We start from the raw sequence: 16,538 nt of genomic DNA on the forward strand, positions 1-16,538 counted from the left end.
TGGCGGCCGTCAGGCGTCCCTTCAGACCTCTTGCCGCTCGACGCGGTTCTTCAAAATGCCGATCTTCTCGACCTCGAGCTCGATCGTATCGCCATGCTCGAGAAACCATCCGAGCTCGAGGCCGCAGCCATTGCCGACCGTGCCGGAGCCGATGAATTCGCCGGGCATCAGCGTCTCGTCCTGGGTGACGTGGGCGATGATCTCCTCGAAGGAGAACAGCATGCCCTCGCTGACGCCTTGCGAGCGGGTCTCGCCGTTGACGCGCGCCTCCATCTTCAAACGATAGGGATCGCCGATCTCGTCCGGCGTCACGATCCAGGGACCCATCACGTTGCCGCCGTCGAAGCTCTTGCCCTTGGCCGGGCCGAGTCGTCCTTCCATCTCGACGCGCTGTGCGTCGCGCGCGGAGAAATCGTTGAAGATGGTGTAGCCGAAGATGTGATCCTTCGCCTTCGCGGCGGAGATGTTCGCGCCCTTGTTCTTGGTGATGATCCCGAATTCGAGCTCGTAGTCCATGACCTTGCTGTAGCGCGGCCATTTCACCGTGGTGTTGGTGCCGCCGACGCTGAAGCGGTTGGTGATGTAGAAGATCGGCTGCTTGCGATAGACCTCGGGCAGTTCGCCGAGCGGCTCGGCGTCGATGCGCGCCAATTCCGCCATGTCGCTCTTGGCGCGCGCGGCGAGCTTTCGCTGCCCGCGCGGCGCTTGCAGGATGTGTAGGGCAAACGACATGCCGTCACGCATCTGCCGCGGCTCCGGCACCGGCGCGAGGATGTCGACGGCGCTGACCGCCGCCGACAGCGTGGCGTCCTGGCCCTCCTTGTCGAGCAGGGCCCGGGCCCGATCGAGCGCGCCGGGCCCGGCATCAATCAGCGCCAGCATCGAGCCGAAGGCCGGATCGGCCTGGCCGTCCCGCGCGGCGGCTGCGGCGAGGTCGAACAGCTGGCTGTCATTGGCGTGAACGGCGCCGATCTTCTCCTGACCGGCAGATCTGAATGTTGCGAGCTTCACCTTGGGCACCCCTTGCTATCGTTTCAAATATATGATCAGATAAAATATCGATAAACAAGCCTGAAAAATACAAATTAGGGAGAGCGCGGTGAGGCGAACGCAGATAGGGGCGATGTTGGCGGGTCTCGCGCTCGGAGTTGGGGTGTCCGTTGCCTTGACGGCACCAGCGCTGGCGCAGGCCAAGATCCAGATCGGCTGCACCGCGACCTCCGACTGCGCATCGGCCATGGTCGCGGTTGACGAAGGCATCTTCAAGAAGCACGGGCTGGACGTCGAGATGACGCCGATCGCGATCAACTCCAACATCCCGGCGGCAATCCTGTCGAACTCGATTCAGGTCGGCGGCCCCACCTCCACCGTCTTCCTCCAGGCCGTCGACGGCGGCCTCGACCTCGTCGCAATCGCCGGCGCCTCGGTCATGAACACGACCTCGAACACCGCGATCGCCGCCTTCGTCCGCAACGGCCTCACCATCAAGGAGCCGAAGGATTTCGTCGGCAAGAAGGTCGGCGCGCCCGGCCTGAACGCCTTCCTCCACGTGCTGTTCGTGAAATGGCTGGTGGAGAAAGGCGTCGACCCCAAGAGCGTCAATTTCGTCGAAGTCACGTTCCCGACCATGGCCGACATCATCAAGTCCGGCGGCGTCGATGCCGTGCTCACGGCCGAGCCGTTCGTCACACGCATGACCAATGCGGGATTAGGCTCAGTCGGCGCGCGGTACGGCGCCGAGCTCGGCCGCACCGATCCGATCATCTTCTACGCCGCGTCGCGAGATTGGGCGGAGAAGAACGCTGCGATCGTGAAGAAATTCCGCGAGGCAATCGCGGAGGCCGCCCCAATCGTCAACAGCGATCGCGAGAAGGCCTCCGCCTCGATCGCCAAGTTCACCAAGCAGCCGCTCGAGCTCGTCAAGGCGACGCCGCCGAACCAGTCCGAGCCGAACCTCAAGCCGGAAAACCTCAGCTGGTGGATCGACGTGATGTCGTCGCAAAAGATGCTGCAATCGAAGCTCGTCACCGCGAAACTGGTGCTGAACTAAAGGACATTGGCGATGCCTGCTCCCGAACGCGCTCTCGACCGTGCTCCGGCTGAAGCCGGAACCTTGAGCGAGCGCGCCGCAACCCTCATCGAGCAGGACATCCTGGCCGGACATCTCGCACCGGGATCGCGGCTCGGCATCGTCGATCTCGTACAGCGCTACGAGATCGGGGCGACGCCCCTGCGCGAAGGCCTGTCGCGGCTGATGTCACGCGGCCTGATCGTCGGCATCGGCCAGCGCGGCTTTCGCGTCGCAGAGGTCAGCCGCGAGGATCTCGCTGACATCACCTGCATGCGGACGGCGGTCGAGATCGAGGCCGTCAGGCTCGCCATTCTCCATGGCGATGTCGCCTGGGAGGCTGGCATCGTCAGCGCGCTGCATCAGATGCGCCGGCATATCGAGCGCACCGGCAATGAATTCCGCGAAGGCGCGGCCGATTTCGACCGGCTCCACAAGGGCTTTCACACCGCGCTGCTCGCCGCCTGCGGCTCACAGCGCATGCTGGCGGCCCATTCCGACCTTTACGACCAGGCCTATCGCTACCGCCGCGTGATGATGGGTGCGATCGACAGCGGCGAAGGGTTTATCCGGAGTCACCAGATGCTCGCCGACCATGTGCTTGCCCGTGACCTGGCCGCCGCGCAAAAAATGCTGGCGGCGCATCTGCACTCGACCATCGATTTCGTCTATCCGCGGGCGAGCGGGGAACAATCATGAGTATCGTTGCCATGCTCGACGAAGCGCGCGCCGCGCGGCGGCAAAAAACGCTGATCGCGTTCAACGCCGCGACGCTGCGGCTCGGCGGCAAGACCATCATCGAGAATCTCGATCTGGAGGTGCGGCCGGGCGAATTCCTCTGCATCGTCGGCGCCTCAGGCTGTGGCAAGACCACGGCGCTGCGGCTCGCCGCGGGCCTCTATCGCCCCACAAGCGGCGCCGTCACCTTCGACGGCGAGCCGATCACCGAGCCGCGCCGCGAGGTCGCGATCGTGTTCCAGGATTATGGCAAGGCGCTGTTGCCGTGGCGGACCGCAGCCGGAAACATCTCGCTAGCGCTGGAAGCCTCTCGTGTGCCGGCGCGCGAGCGCGGCGCGCGCATCGAGGCGCTGCTGCGCAAGGTCGGCTTGCCCGGCCATGCCGACAAATATCCGAGCGAAATGTCGGGGGGCATGCAGCAGCGCCTGCAGATCGCGCGCTGTCTTGCGCAGGAGCCGACGACGCTGCTGATGGACGAGCCGTTCGGCGCGCTCGACGCGATGACGCGCCAGGGCTTGCAGGACGAGGTCCTGTCGCTGACGCACGCGAGCCAGACGACCGTGATCTTCGTGACCCACGATCTCGACGAGGCGATCTATCTCGGCGACCGCGTCGTCGGCCTGCTGCCGCATCCGGGCCGGATCGGGATCGAGCTCGATGTCGACCTGCCGCGTCCGCGCGACCAGCTCGCCACCCGCGAGCATCCGGAATTCCTGCGGCTGCGCCGGCAATTGTTCGACTTCATCAAGGCGACCGAACATTGAGCCTCGACCGCGCCAGGCCCCTGCTGTTGCCGCTGGCGCTCACGCTGGCGTTCGAGCTGTGGGCGCGCCTCACCCATCTGCAAAGCGACAGCCTGGCCCCGCCGAGCGCGATCCTCGCGGCGCTGGCCGCTGCGCTTGCCGACCTCTCAATTCCGATCGCGACCCGCGACACGCTGTTCGCCGCCTTTGCGGGCCTCGCGATCGGCAGCGCCATCGGGCTTTCACTCGGCATCGCCTTCGGCATCTCGCGTCCCCTTGACCGGCTGATGGAGGTGACGGTCGAGGCGATCCGTCCGATTCCGTCGATCGCGCTGCTGCCGATTGCGCTGATCGCACTCGGCTTCGGCTACCGGATGGAGATCGTGATCGTGGCGTTCGCCTGCGTCTGGCCGATGCTGATCCTGACGCGCAGCGCGGTGCGCAGCATCGAGCCGCGATTGATGGAGATGTCGCGGGCCCTGCGGCTGAGCGCGCCGCAGCGGATCGCGAAGATCGTGATCCCGGCCGCACTGCCGCGGATCTTCGTCGCCTTCCGCCTGTCGGCCGGCATTGCCCTGATCGTCGCCGTCACCGTCGAGATCGCGATCAATCCGATCGGGCTCGGCGCCGGCATCATGCTGGCGCAGCAGGCACTGCGCGCCGACCTGATGCTCGCTTATCTGCTTTGGATCGGCGTGATCGGCTACGCACTGAACATCCTGTTGATTGCGGCCCAGCGCCGCCTGTTCGGCCGCGCCGCGCTCGCCGGAGACAATCCATGAACCGCGCTGCGATCCTCTGGCGCGTCGCAAGCATCCTCGTCGCGGCCGGCTTGATCGCGGCGTGGCAGCTCGCCGCCAATCTGCGGCTGGTCTCGCCGGTGTTCCTGCCCGGTCCGGACCGCGCCTGGGCCGCCCTGGTGCGGGGCTTTTCAAGCGGCGATCTCGCGGGCAAGCTGATCGGCACGCTCGAGCACATGGCCTATGGCTGGCTCGCCGCATCGATCGCCGGCATTGCGCTCGGCGCGCTGATCGGATCGTCGAAGATGATGCGCGCCTATGTCGCGCCGTCGCTGGAATTTTTGCGGCCCCTTCCGGTCTCCGCGATCATCCCGGTTGCGATCGCCATGCTCGGGCTGACGCGAGGCATGGCGCTGTTCGTGATCGCCTTCGGCGCGATCTGGCCGATCGTGCTTGCGACCATTCACGGCTTTGCCGCGGTCGAGCCGCGGCTCTATGAGGTCGCCCGCTCGCTGCAGATGTCGCGCGCCGCAATCATCGGCAAGATCGCCCTGCCCTCGGCATTGCCTGATATCCTCGCCGGCATGCGCCTCAGCCTGACGGTTGCGCTGATTCTCTCCGTGGTCTGCGAAATCCTGGCCGGACTCGACGGCCTTGGTCAGTGGGTCCTGCTCTCGGCACGCGCGTTCCGATCCGCCGACCTCTTCGCCGGCGTCATCCTGCTCGGTGCGACCGGATATTTGACGTCGATTGCGATGTCGCTCGTCGAGCAGCGACTGCTCGCCTGGCAGACTGCGGCCCGGTAGCGGTGATCGCATCGCCAAATACAAAAATGGCCCGCATCAAGCGGGCCATTTTCGTATCGGAACCGGTGAAGTCCGAATTTGGTTGCGGGGATAGGATTTGAACCTATGACCTTCAGGTTATGAGCCTGACGAGCTACCGGGCTGCTCCACCCCGCGTTAAACCGTTGCGCGCCTTCGTCGAAATGCCGGGGACGATGAGGTAAGGCCGACGCTGTTCGCGTGGCTTTTCTCTTCCGTCCCAAAGGCTTCCTTGGAAGGCAACCCCGGGGCAAAGCCCGTTGGGTGCGGGGGGTATGTACCAACCCGGGCTGCCTTTGGAAAGGGCCGCGAGGACGTTTTTTTCGACTTTATGACAGGCAGATGGACCGGATTCCGGCCCACCAGCCGCGCCCTTGCCAGAAGTTCCACAAAGGGCCAGCTTGCGGCAACAAAACCAGGGGCGAAACGCCATTTTGGGAGGAGCGCCATGGGCCAGATCAGGGACCAGATCTTCGACCGATCCTTGGACCGATCTCTGGACCGATCTCTGGACCGATCCCTGACGAGCGCCCCGCTCCGGGGCCTCGAAGACGCCTTCCACGCCATGGTCGCGCGGTCGCGGGCCGAGCCGGCCGCTGATCTGGCCGAGCGGCTCGACCGGCTGGCGCGGCTGCGCGCCGTCGTCGCGGACAATGAAGAGCGCTTCCGGCAGGCGATCTCGGCCGATTTCGGCCACCGTTCGGCGGTCGAGACCACCATCGCCGAGACCATGATGGTCTACAGCGAGATCCGGCATGCCACAAAGCACCTGAAGAGCTGGATGGCGCCGCAGCGCGTCGCCACCGCGCTGCAATTCCTGCCCGCGCGCAACCGGCTGATTCCGCAGCCGCTCGGCGTCGTCGGCATCATCGCGCCCTGGAATTATCCGCTCCAGCTCACGCTCGCACCGGCGATCGGCGCGCTCGCCGCCGGCAACCTGGTCATCATCAAGCCGAGCGAGCTGGTCCCCCACTTCTCGGCGCTGCTGAAGGAGACGGTGGCCGCGAAGTTCGATGCCACAGAAGTGCTGATCACCGGCGTCGAGGACGAGATCGCCAAGGCCTTTCCGAGCCTGCCGTTCGATCATCTGGTGTTCACCGGCTCGACCCGGGTCGGGCGGCTGGTCGCGGAGGCCGCGGGGCGGAATCTCACGCCTGTCACGCTCGAACTCGGCGGCAAGTCGCCAGCGATCATCGATCAATCCGCCGATCTCGAGGAGGCGGCCGAGCGCATCGCCTACGGCAAGCTGCTCAATGCCGGGCAGACCTGCATCGCGCCTGATTACGTGCTGGTGCCGGAGCACTCGTTGCAGGCCTTCGCCGAAAAGGTGCGCGCGCAGATGCGGCGCATGTTCGGCACCGATCCCGCCAACAAGGACTACACCTCCGTCATCTCCGACCGGCATTACGCGCGGCTCGAAGGTCTCGTCGCGGATGCCGCAGAGCGCGGCGCAAAGGTCCTGCAGCCGGCAAAGCCTGATGATCCCAACTGGAAGGCGCACCGCAAATTCCCGCCGACGCTAATCCTCGGTGCCGGCGAAGACATGGCGGCGATGCAGGAGGAGATCTTTGGCCCGGTGCTGCCCGTGCTGGGCTACCGCGAGCCGGCGGACGCCATCGCCTTCGTCAACCGCCGCGACCGGCCGCTCGCGCTCTACTGGTTCGGCAAGGACCGCGACGCGCGCGACGCGGTGCTGTCACGCACCGTCTCCGGCGGCGTCACCGTCAACGACTGCCTGTTCCACTTCGCGCAAATCAACCAGCCGATGGGCGGCGTCGGCGCATCCGGCAGCGGCGCCTATCACGGCGAATGGGGCTTCAAGACGTTCAGCAAGCTGAAGCCGGTGTTCTACCGCTCGAAATTCAACCGCCTCGCCGACCTCTACCCGCCCTATGGCGGCAAGATCGCGCGGCTGGAGAAGTTGATGCGGTTCATGTCGTAGCTATCCGTCATTCCGGGGCGCGCGCAGCGCGAGCCCGGAATCCATTTGTCCGCATCAATGGTGGTGGGATGGATTCCGGGCTCGCGACTTCGCCGCGCCCCGGAATGACGACCAACAAGAAGACTCTCAAGGGGGAAACAACATTGACTGAGACATTCGATTTCGTCGTCGTGGGCGCGGGCTCCGGCGGCTGCACCGTTGCGGGGCGGCTGTCGGAGGATGCGGCGACATCCGTGGCGCTGCTCGATGCGGGCGGACGGAACGACAGTTGGCGGATCACCACGCCATTCGGGCTCGCTTTGCCATACCGCGCGGCCAACTGGGCGTTCGATACTGTACCGCAGAAGGGATTGAACGGCCGCATCGGCTATCAACCGCGCGGCAAGGGCCTAGGCGGTTCTTCGGCGATCAACGCGATGGTCTACATCCGCGGCAACAAATGGGACTACGACCACTGGGCCGCGCTCGGCAATTCCGGCTGGTCGTATGCGGATGTGCTGCCCTACTTCAAGCGCTCGGAGAACAACGCCGATTTCGACGGCGAATATCATGGCAAGGGCGGCCCGCTGCATGTCAACAAGCTACGCTCGGACAATCCGATCCATGACGTCTTCCATCAGGCCGCGCGCGAAGCGCAGTTCCGCATCCGCGAGGACTTCAATGCCGACGACCATGAAGGGCTCGGCAGCTACCAGGTGACGCAGCACGGTGGCGAGCGCTGGAGCGCGGCGCGCGCCTATGTGGATCCCCACATCGGCAAGCGGGCGAATCTGCGCGTCGAGACGCAGGCGCATGCCACGCGCATCTTGTTCGAAGGCAGGCGCGCAGTGGGCGTCGAGTACCGGCAGGGCAAGGAGCTGAAGCAGCTGCGCGCCCGCCGCGAGGTGATCCTCGCCTCCGGCGCCTTCCAGTCACCCCAATTGCTGTTGCTGTCGGGCGTCGGCGACGGCGATGCGCTTGCCGCGCACGGCATCGGCGTCGCGCATCACCTGCCGGGCGTCGGGCGCAATCTGCAGGACCATCCGGATTTCGTGTTCGTCTACGCCTCCGACTATCCGCACTTCGTTCACTCGTCACTCGGCCGGCTGCCATCCCTGCTGCGTGCGATCCAGCGGTACCGCCGCGAGCGACGCGGCCTGATGACCACCAATTTCGCCGAGTGTGGCGGCTTCCTGAAGACGCAGGCCCATCTCGACGTGCCCGACATTCAACTGCACTTCATCATCGCGATGCTCGACGACCACGGCCGCAAGAAGCATAAGGAAGCGGGCTTCTCATGCCATGTCTGCCTGCTCAGACCGAAGAGCCGCGGCAGCGTCTGGCTGAAGAGCGCCGATCCGCTCGCCGCCCCCATGATCGATCCGAACTTCTTGGGCGAGGCGGAGGATCTCGAGACGATGGTCGCGGGCTTCAAGACCACGCGACGGCTGATGGAAACGCCTGCGATGCGCGCGTTGCAGAAAAAGGACATGTTCACGTCCGATGTGAGAACGGACGACGACATTCGCGCCATCCTGCGCAATCGCGTCGACACCGTCTATCACCCCGTCGGCACCTGCAAGATGGGCACGGACGCGATGGCGGTGGTCGATCCGCAGTTGAAGGTACACGGCGTCGAGGCCTTGCGCGTCGTCGATGCCTCGATCATGCCGACGCTGATCGGCGGCAATACCAACGCGCCGACGATCATGATCGGGGAGAAGGCGGCGGATATGATCCGGGGGGAGATGTGGGCGAGGTAGCGCGACGCTATCGCGTCATTCTCCGCCGTCGTCCCCGCGAAGGCGGGGACCCATAACCACGGGGAGGAGTTTGGGAGCGAGATAGTAACTCCGAGTCTTCGTCAAATTCCTCCCTGGGGTTATGGGTCCCGGGCTCGCGCTACGCGCGCCCCGGGACGACGGCCGGGCTCAATTCAGCAAGAAACCACCGTCAACAGTAATGACGCTCCCCGTCATGTAGCGCGAGGCCCGTCCTGCTTGCGGGCGATCATGCGCCGCGCGACTTCGGTCGCGAGGAAATAGGCGCCCTTGAGATTGGCGCCGATCACCGCGTCCCAATCGGCCTCGGTCTGCTCGGTCGCGAGCTTCTCGATCGCGATGCCGGCATTGTTGATCAGCACCGTGACGGGACCGAGCGCCGCTTCCGCCGCATCGACGGCCTTCGCGATGGATGCGGTGTCGGTGACGTCGAGTGCGACCGCGGCGGCGCGGCCGCCGTTGCCGCGGATCTCCTGTTCCAGATTCTTCAACTTGTCGGTCTGCCGTGCCGCGAGCGCGACGGCCGCGCCGTGCGCCGCCAGCACCCGGGCAAACTGCCGCCCCAGCCCCTGGCTGGCACCGGTGACGAGGATGGTTTCTTTACTGACGTCGAATAGGCCTGACATGACGATGTCCTTGGGCGTACCCCTGAGCTTCTGGAGCCAAAAATACAGACGATTTTAGCGATCTGAAACCGGAATGATTGGTTCGGCGTTCATTCGTTCCACCGATGCAGGGCCTTGCTCATGAACAGTTTCGATCTCGCCGTCTATGCGGCGCTCGCCATCGCCATCGGCTTCGGATTCAGGACTGGCCTGCTGCGCAGCGCCATGACCATCCTCGCCTATCTGCTCGCCGCACCCATCGCGGTCGCACTGATGCCGCTGATCGTGCCGCAGGTCGCGAGCAATCCGAGCGCGCCGCTGCTGCAAAACTGGATCTGGTTCTTCGGCATCTTCGTGGTCGTCGGCATGCTGCTTGGGTATATCGGCCGCCTGGCGCTGAACGACACGATACGCGAAGCCGGGATCGGCGACCGCCTCGGCGGCGCCGCGCTCGGCGCCGTCAGGGTCGGCCTCGTCGCCACCACGCTGGTGCTGGTGTTCGACCAGATCGTGCCGGCCAAGCGCCAGCCGCCCTTCCTCGCCGGCTCGCATCTGCGGCCGCTGTTCTCGACGGTCGGGCAGATGGGCTTCAAGTCGCTGCCGCCGGAGGCCGCCGCCGCGATCGACCGCCTCAAGCAGGAACGGCGCATCTGATCCGGCGCATTTGCATCGCCGCGCGGGCGTGCATGCATTTAGGTGCGAGCCCGTCCCTTACCAGCGGCACCACAGTTGGCTAAAGTGCCGCCCGTCCAAAACCTGCCTGACATTACGGGAGTGAAACTGTGGATCTTGGGATCAAAGGTCGCCGCGCCATCGTCTGCGCATCCAGCAAGGGCCTCGGCCGCGCCTGCGCCATCTCGCTGGCGGAAGCCGGCGTTGACGTCACACTGACCGCGCGCGGCGCCGAAGCCCTGAAGAAGACGGCCGACGACATCCGCAAAGCCTATCCGGGTGTGAAGGTCACCGAGATCGTCGGCGACATCACGACGCCGGCGGGCCGCGAGGCGGTGCTGAAGGCCTGCCCGGAGCCCGACATCCTGATCAACAATGCCGGCGGCCCGCCGCCGGGCGATTTCCGCAACTGGACCCGCGACGACTGGATCAAGGCGATCGACGCCAACATGCTGACCCCGATCGAGCTGATCAAGGCGACCGTCGACGGCATGATGGCGCGCAAGTTCGGCCGCATCGTCAACATCACCTCGGCCGCGGTGAAGGCGCCGATCGACATCCTCGGCCTCTCCAACGGCGCGCGCGCCGGCCTCACCGGCTTCATCGCCGGCCTGTCGCGCAAGACCGTGATCAACAACGTCACCATCAACGGCCTGCTGCCGGGCCCGTTCGAGACCGACCGCCTGACCGGCACCGCCAAGGCCGAGGCCGACAAGCGCGGCACAACGCCCGAGCAGATCCTGACCGAGCGCGCCAAGCTCAACCCCGCCGGCCGCTTCGGCCAACCCGACGAGTTCGGCTATGCCTGCGCCTTCCTGTGCGGCGCCAAAGCCGGCTTCATCACCGGGCAGAACATTCTGCTCGACGGCGGCGCGTTCCCGGGCACGCTGTAAGCTCAACATCGCGCCCGCAACAACGTCATCCGCAGAAGACCGTCATGCCTGGGCTTGTCCCGGGCATGACGACCTCGTGTAGATCTTCAGCTCTAGGATACCGGCGTGGTCCGCTCGTCGGTCCAGTCGATGCCAAGCTCGTCCATGCCGTCGGCCAGGAGATCGCCAAGCATCGGCTCGCCCAGTAGATATTGCACCGCCTCGCGCCGGGGCGCCTTATATTCGGCGCGGGCCTCGGCGGCGCGGGCGCGCAGGTCGTCCCACTCGTCGACGGAGCCGTCGCCGCGGCCGAGCCACATCAGCGTCACGAGGTCGAGCTGCTCGTCCTCGTTCAGCGCCCCGATGAAGCCGATCAACTCGCTTGCGACCGGATCGGACGTCGTGTCTTCCAGAACGTCGATCTCGTCATCGTCGGAGGGATTCGAGCCCGAGTCCGGATCGGATGCAGCTTCCTTGACGTCGAATTCGCGGGCCTTCTCGATGATGAAAGCGACCTTCTCGGCGGAAATTGCAAGCTCTGGCATCGTCTTTCCCTCCGGCTTGTCCTGGGTTCCAGCGATAACGCGGCGCGCCATCAGATGATCCATTGCGCTTCATGGTGGAAACCCGCATGTTTCGGCGCAAAGCGTCCTCTCTCGTCATTCCGGGTTCGATGCTTGCGCATCGCCCCGGAATGACAGCGAGGCGCAAAGCAAGAACATGGGGACACGCCGGATGTCGTGGAAGGTGGGCAAGGTCAGGATTACGAAGCTCGTCGAGATGGAGACAGTCGGCTCGACCCGCTTCATCCTGCCGGCCGCGACCAACGATGAAATCCGGAAGCTGCCCTGGCTGATCCCGCATTTCGCCACCGACGAGGGCCGGCTGAAAATGTCGATCCACGCGCTGGTGGTGGAGACGCCGACGCGCCGCATCGTGGTCGACACCGGTCTCGGCAACGACAAGCAGGGCCGCGGCGTCCCGGTCTGGAATAACCGCAGCACGCCGTTTCTGGAGACCATGACGGCAGCGGGATTTGCCCCTGACAGCATCGACACCGTGCTGTGCACGCATCTTCACGTCGACCATGTCGGCTGGAATACGAAACTGGTCGATGGCAAATGGGTGCCGACCTTCCCGAAGGCGCGCTATCTCTTCGGCAAGGCCGAATACGAATATTGGCGCGACCATTCGACCGAGCCGGACAAGGTCGCGGTGTTCGACGATTCCGTGAAACCGGTCGTCGATGCGGGCCAGGCCGAGCTGATCCCGAGCGACCACCGGCTGTCCGACGAGATCAGCGTGATCCCGACCCCCGGCCACAGCCCCGGTCACATGAGCGTCCTGATCGAGTCCGGCGGTGAACAGGGGCTGCTCACCGGCGACGTCGCCCATCATCCCTGCCAGATGGCGCATCTCGATTGGTGCTCGGTCGTCGATACCGATCCCGCCCAATCGGCGGCGACCCGGCACAAGGTGTTCTCGCGCTTTGCCGACACCCCGACGCTGGTGATCGGCGGGCATTACTCGGCCGGACACATCAGGCGGGATGGGGACGCGTTCAGGTTCGTGGCGCTGGGGTGAGACGCAATCGTAGGGTGGGTTAGCCGAAGGCGTAACCCACCACGGTCTATCCCCTCGGAAACAGAAGAGGTGGGTTACGCCCGGACTGCGCTTCGCGCAGCCGCGTGCTAACCCACCCTACGAGCGAGGGGCTGCAATGCGCCCCGTTTTGAGCGGTTGAATTTCCCGCCGCCCTGTTCCATGAAGCTGTTTAACCGATCGGTCCATCTCCAGGGAGAAACGAGAATGAAGCTTGTTCGTTATGGCGAAAAGGGTGCGGAAAAACCCGGCCTGATCGACAAATCCGGCCAGTTGCGCGACCTGTCGGCGCATGTGAAGGACCTGACCGGCGAGGCCTATTCGCCGGAAAGTCTGAAGAAGCTCGCCGCCCTCGACCCCGCCGCGCTGCCCGCCGTCTCCGGCAAGCCGCGGTTCGGCGCGCCGGTCACCGGCATCTCGAAATTCGTCGCCATCGGCCTCAACTACAGCGACCACGCCAAGGAAACCGGCGCTGCGATCCCGAGCGAGCCGATCATCTTCGTGAAGGCGAACACCTCGCTCTCCGGCCCGAACGACGCGGTCGAGAAGCCGCGCGGCTCGACCAAGCTCGACTGGGAAGTCGAGATCGCCGCCATCATCGGCACCCGCGCCAAGTACGTCTCGGAAGCCGATGCGCTGAACTACGTCGCCGGCTATTGCGTCTGCAACGACGTCTCCGAGCGCAACTTCCAGACCGAGCGCCTCGGGCAGTGGACCAAGGGCAAGTCGCACGACACGTTCGGCCCGGTCGGCCCGTGGCTCGCCACCAAGGACGAGATCAAGGACGTGCAGAACCTGTCGATGTGGCTCGACGTCAACGGCCAGCGCCGCCAGACCGGCTCGACCAAGACCATGATCTTCTCCATGGCCAAGTGCATCTCCTATGTCTCGCAGTTCATGACGCTGCTGCCGGGCGACATCATCACCACGGGCACCCCGCCCGGCGTCGGCCTCGGCATGAAGCCGCCGACCTTCCTCAATGTCGGCGACGTCGTGACGCTCGGCATCGAGGGCCTCGGCGAGCAGCGGCAGGAGATTATTGCGGCGTAAGCCTCCGCCCTCATCCTGAGGAGCGCGCAACGCGCGCGTCTCGAAGGATGCGCCACAAGCACCGTCGCCCGGCGTTCGCGCCGGGTGACGAGAGACCTTCCCTCGTTGTCCATCCTTCGAGACGCGCGCCAGGGCGCGCGCTCCTCAGGATGAGGACCGTGTGTCTGGATAGAGGTTATTTCCGATGAAACTCTCCTTCTCCGCCGCATCGCCCTTCGCGCGCAAGGTGCGCATCGCCGCGATCGAGCTTGGGCTGATCGACAAGATCGAGCTGACGCCCGCAACCGTCGCGCCGGGCACGGCCAACGAGGACTATTCGCGCATCACGCCGCTGAAGAAGCTGCCGGTGCTGATCACCAATGACGGCGACGTGATCCTGGATTCCTACGTCATCGTCGAATATCTCAACGAGATGGCCGGTGGCAGCCTGATCCCGGATTACGGCCCGCGGCGCTGGAAGGCCAAGACCAATCACTCCCTGATCAACGGCATGCTCGATTCGATGCTGCTGTGCCGCTACGAGAAGATGGTGCGTCCGCAGGGCCTGCAATGGCAGGCGTGGTCGGACGACCACTGGAACCGGGCCTGGACCGGCATGGCGCGTTTCGAGAACATGCCCGATGTCCTGAACGGTCCGTTCGACATTTCGCAGATCGGCCTCGTCTGCGTGCTCGGCTATGCCGACTTCCGCTTCGCCGATTGCGGCTGGCGCAAGGCCTATCCGAAGCTCGACGCCTTCCATCAGAAGATGCTGGAGCGGCCGTCGGTGAAGATCTCGGTGCCGCCAGCGGCGTAGTATCGCGACGGCGGGGAGAAGGACGATGCGCGACCGCTTCCCCCACCTCGGCATTCTCGGCGCGAGCCTCGTGCTCGCGTTGACCGTCTCAGCCACTCCCGTGCAGGCCGACGGCGTGGCGCCTGGACCGCGAAACCTCGCCTGCGAACCTCCATCGTCGATCGACGACGGCTGGACCACTGCGTCACCCGACAGTGTCGGCATGGACGGCGCGCAGCTCTGCGGCATCGCCGCGAGGCTCGAGCAGCGTGCGACCAAGGTCCATTCGGTCGTCGTCGCACGCCACGGCAAGCTCGTCTTCGAGCAGTATTTTCCCGGCTACGACCAACCCTGGGGACAGCCGGACGGCCAGCACGAGTTCACCGCGACGACGAAGCACGACATGCGTTCGGCTTCGAAGAGCGTCGTTTCGCTGCTCGTCGGCATCGCGATCGATCGCAAGCTCATCGCAGGGGTCGACGAGCCCGTGCTCAAATTCTTCCCGGACCATCAGACGGTGAAGCAGGCGGGCTGGGAGGCCATCACGCTGCGCCATCTGCTGACGATGTCCTCGGGGATGAAATGGGACGAGGCGCGGGCCTGGACCGATCCAAGCAACGACGAGCCGCATCTCACCTTTGAAGCCGATCCGATCGGCTATGTGCTCGCAAAGCCGGTCGCCGCGCCGCCGGATACACTGTGGACCTATAATGGCGGCGGGACTGAACTGCTCGGCAACATCCTCGAACGCGTCTCGGGCAAGCCGCTGGAGGCATTCGCGCGCGAGGTGCTGTTCCAGCCGCTTGGGATCCCCGATGTCGAGTGGAAGGCCTACAAGAACGGCAAGATCGCGGCGGCCGCGGGCCTGCGCTTGCGACCGCGTGATGCGGCGAAGATCGGCCAGCTCGTGCTCAATCGCGGCCAGTGGAACGGCCAGCAAATCGTCTCGGCCGACTGGATCGCACAATCGATCACACCGCGGTTCCAGGCGATCGGCTATTTCGGCGGCACGCTGTTCTACGGCTATCAATGGTGGATGGGCCGCTCGCTTGCCGGCGGCAAGGAAATCAAATGGGTTGCCGCCTTCGGCTGGGGTGGCCAGCGCATCTTCATCGTGCCCGAGCTTGATCTCGTCATGATGACGACCGCCGCGCAATACGGCCAGCCCAAGGAAGGCCTGGCCGCGATCGACATCCTCTCCAATATCGTCATTCCATCCGTGCGCGACGCGCACTGATCACGAGGGAAGCGAACATGAGCCTGAAATTTTCAGCCGGCGATCTCAACATCCATCGCGTCATCGAGCAGGAAACCTCGTTCGTCCCGGCACTCGAGATGCTGCCGGGACTGACACCGGAGGTGCTGGCCGAGAACCGGGCATGGATGCGGCAAGCCAAGGCGCTGGATGAGCAGGATGTGCTGCTGCTGTGCTTCCAGTCCTATGTGGTGAAGACACCGCACCACACCATCCTGATCGACAGCTGCATCGGCAACGACAAGCCGCGGCCGCAGCGGCCGAAATGGAACATGAAGACCGACGACACCTATCTGCGCGCGCTGGGCGCCGCCGGATTCTCGCCTGACGACATCGACTTCGTGATGTGCACGCATCTCCACGTCGATCACGTCGGCTGGAACACGCGGCTCGAGAACGGCCGCTGGGTGCCGACCTTCCCCAAGGCGCGCTACGTGTTCGCCAAGCAGGAGTTCGACCATTGGTCGGCTCAGAACGCGAAGACGGAGATCCCGCCCTTCGTCGACAGTGTGCTGCCGGTGGTCGAGGCGAACCGCCACGAACTTGTCGGCAACGACCACCAGATCGGCGATCACGTCCGCATCCTGCCGACACCAGGCCACACGCCGGGGCATATCGCTGTTACGATGGGCCGCGGCAAGGACGATGCCGTGTTCTCCGGCGATCTCATGCACTCGCCGTTGCAGACGCTTTATCCGGAGCTGTCGATCAAGTTCGACGTCGATCCGGCCATGGCCGCAACGACGCGCCGCAGCTTCCTGGAACGCTATTGCGACACCGACACGCTGTGCTGCACGGCGCATTTCCCCTCCCCGTCGGTCGGGAAGATCAGGCGCAAGGGCAACGCGTTCGTCTGCGCGGCGGTTTAACGAGATGCCGTAGGGTGGGTTAG

General features: G+C 65.0%; 16 protein-coding genes, 1 tRNA gene and 1 pseudogene. 14 read left to right on the forward strand and 4 right to left on the reverse strand.

All coding sequences use genetic code 11. The features are described from left to right. Window positions 1-21: 21 nt before the first annotated feature. Window positions 22-1,011 (reverse strand): fumarylacetoacetate hydrolase family protein, encoded by a 990-nt coding sequence (locus tag E4K65_RS19595; RefSeq protein WP_135175555.1) that lies wholly within the window; start codon window positions 1,009-1,011, stop codon window positions 22-24. Between the two features lie 112 nt (window positions 1,012-1,123). Between E4K65_RS19595 and E4K65_RS19600 the strand changes: the two genes are divergently transcribed. From E4K65_RS19600 to E4K65_RS19620, 5 genes are read left to right on the forward strand one after another with little or no spacing between them, the layout of a single operon-like run. Then, on the forward strand, window positions 1,124-2,050 hold the full coding sequence (locus E4K65_RS19600) for an ABC transporter substrate-binding protein (RefSeq protein WP_135175556.1): 927 nt from the start codon (window positions 1,124-1,126) through the stop codon (window positions 2,048-2,050). Between the two features lie 12 nt (window positions 2,051-2,062). Then, window positions 2,063-2,767 carry a GntR family transcriptional regulator gene (locus tag E4K65_RS19605; protein WP_135175557.1) on the forward strand — a complete coding sequence of 235 codons (705 nt, stop codon included), beginning with the start codon at window positions 2,063-2,065 and terminating at the stop codon, window positions 2,765-2,767. Next, window positions 2,764-3,570, forward strand: coding sequence for an ABC transporter ATP-binding protein (locus tag E4K65_RS19610; RefSeq protein WP_135175558.1), 807 nt, complete (start codon window positions 2,764-2,766; stop codon window positions 3,568-3,570). The genes E4K65_RS19605 and E4K65_RS19610 overlap by 4 nt, the downstream gene beginning before the upstream one ends. Further along, on the forward strand, window positions 3,567-4,331 hold the full coding sequence (locus tag E4K65_RS19615) for an ABC transporter permease (RefSeq protein WP_135175559.1): 765 nt from the start codon (window positions 3,567-3,569) through the stop codon (window positions 4,329-4,331). Before E4K65_RS19610 ends, E4K65_RS19615 begins: the two co-directional genes overlap by 4 nt. After that, window positions 4,328-5,095: an ABC transporter permease gene (locus tag E4K65_RS19620; RefSeq protein WP_135175560.1), complete on the forward strand. Its 768-nt coding sequence runs from the start codon at window positions 4,328-4,330 to the stop codon at window positions 5,093-5,095. The genes E4K65_RS19615 and E4K65_RS19620 overlap by 4 nt, the downstream gene beginning before the upstream one ends. 79 nt (window positions 5,096-5,174) lie before the next feature. Here the strand turns inward: E4K65_RS19620 and E4K65_RS19625 are convergent. Then, window positions 5,175-5,251, reverse strand: a tRNA-Met gene (locus E4K65_RS19625). 310 nt (window positions 5,252-5,561) lie between these two features. On the opposite strand from E4K65_RS19625, the gene E4K65_RS19630 reads away from it, so the two are divergent. Both E4K65_RS19630 and E4K65_RS19635 read left to right on the forward strand, forming a co-directional pair. Beyond that, window positions 5,562-7,055, forward strand: coding sequence for a coniferyl aldehyde dehydrogenase (locus tag E4K65_RS19630; protein WP_135175561.1), 1,494 nt, complete (start codon window positions 5,562-5,564; stop codon window positions 7,053-7,055). Between the two features lie 143 nt (window positions 7,056-7,198). Continuing rightward, the gene (locus E4K65_RS19635; RefSeq protein ID WP_167770955.1) at window positions 7,199-8,797 is read left to right on the forward strand and encodes a GMC family oxidoreductase; all 1,599 of its coding nucleotides are present in this window, start codon (window positions 7,199-7,201) and stop codon (window positions 8,795-8,797) included. 227 nt (window positions 8,798-9,024) lie between these two features. Here the strand turns inward: E4K65_RS19635 and E4K65_RS19640 are convergent. After that, a pseudogene (locus tag E4K65_RS19640) lies at window positions 9,025-9,441 on the reverse strand (SDR family NAD(P)-dependent oxidoreductase); the annotation flags it as partial. Window positions 9,442-9,561: 120 nt separating this feature from the next. On the opposite strand from E4K65_RS19640, the gene E4K65_RS19645 reads away from it, so the two are divergent. Further along, on the forward strand, window positions 9,562-10,074 hold the full coding sequence (locus E4K65_RS19645) for a CvpA family protein (RefSeq protein WP_135175563.1): 513 nt from the start codon (window positions 9,562-9,564) through the stop codon (window positions 10,072-10,074). Window positions 10,075-10,202: 128 nt separating this feature from the next. After that, the gene (locus E4K65_RS19650) at window positions 10,203-10,985 is read left to right on the forward strand and encodes an SDR family oxidoreductase (protein WP_135175564.1); all 783 of its coding nucleotides are present in this window, start codon (window positions 10,203-10,205) and stop codon (window positions 10,983-10,985) included. A gap of 92 nt (window positions 10,986-11,077) precedes the next feature. Here E4K65_RS19650 and E4K65_RS19655 read toward each other — a convergent pair whose 3' ends face one another. Continuing rightward, on the reverse strand, window positions 11,078-11,509 hold the full coding sequence (locus E4K65_RS19655; protein WP_027543391.1) for a DUF3775 domain-containing protein: 432 nt from the start codon (window positions 11,507-11,509) through the stop codon (window positions 11,078-11,080). 190 nt (window positions 11,510-11,699) lie between these two features. On the opposite strand from E4K65_RS19655, the gene E4K65_RS19660 reads away from it, so the two are divergent. From E4K65_RS19660 to E4K65_RS19680, 5 genes are all read left to right on the forward strand, one after another. Further along, on the forward strand, window positions 11,700-12,548 hold the full coding sequence (locus E4K65_RS19660; RefSeq protein ID WP_167770956.1) for an MBL fold metallo-hydrolase: 849 nt from the start codon (window positions 11,700-11,702) through the stop codon (window positions 12,546-12,548). A 225-nt stretch (window positions 12,549-12,773) separates the two neighbouring features. Further along, complete coding sequence (locus tag E4K65_RS19665) at window positions 12,774-13,616, forward strand: fumarylacetoacetate hydrolase family protein (protein ID WP_135175566.1); 843 nt, start codon at window positions 12,774-12,776, stop codon at window positions 13,614-13,616. Between the two features lie 184 nt (window positions 13,617-13,800). Then, window positions 13,801-14,412: a glutathione S-transferase family protein gene (locus E4K65_RS19670; protein WP_135175567.1), complete on the forward strand. Its 612-nt coding sequence runs from the start codon at window positions 13,801-13,803 to the stop codon at window positions 14,410-14,412. 25 nt (window positions 14,413-14,437) lie between these two features. Beyond that, window positions 14,438-15,628, forward strand: coding sequence for a serine hydrolase domain-containing protein (locus E4K65_RS19675; protein ID WP_135175568.1), 1,191 nt, complete (start codon window positions 14,438-14,440; stop codon window positions 15,626-15,628). A gap of 17 nt (window positions 15,629-15,645) precedes the next feature. Beyond that, entirely contained in the window at window positions 15,646-16,515 is an 870-nt protein-coding gene (locus tag E4K65_RS19680) for an MBL fold metallo-hydrolase (protein ID WP_135175569.1), read from the forward strand. The last annotated feature ends 23 nt before the right edge of the window (window positions 16,516-16,538 follow it).

Origin of the sequence: Bradyrhizobium niftali, from assembly GCF_004571025.1 — a bacterium.
GTDB classification, from domain to species: domain Bacteria; phylum Pseudomonadota; class Alphaproteobacteria; order Rhizobiales; family Xanthobacteraceae; genus Bradyrhizobium; species Bradyrhizobium niftali.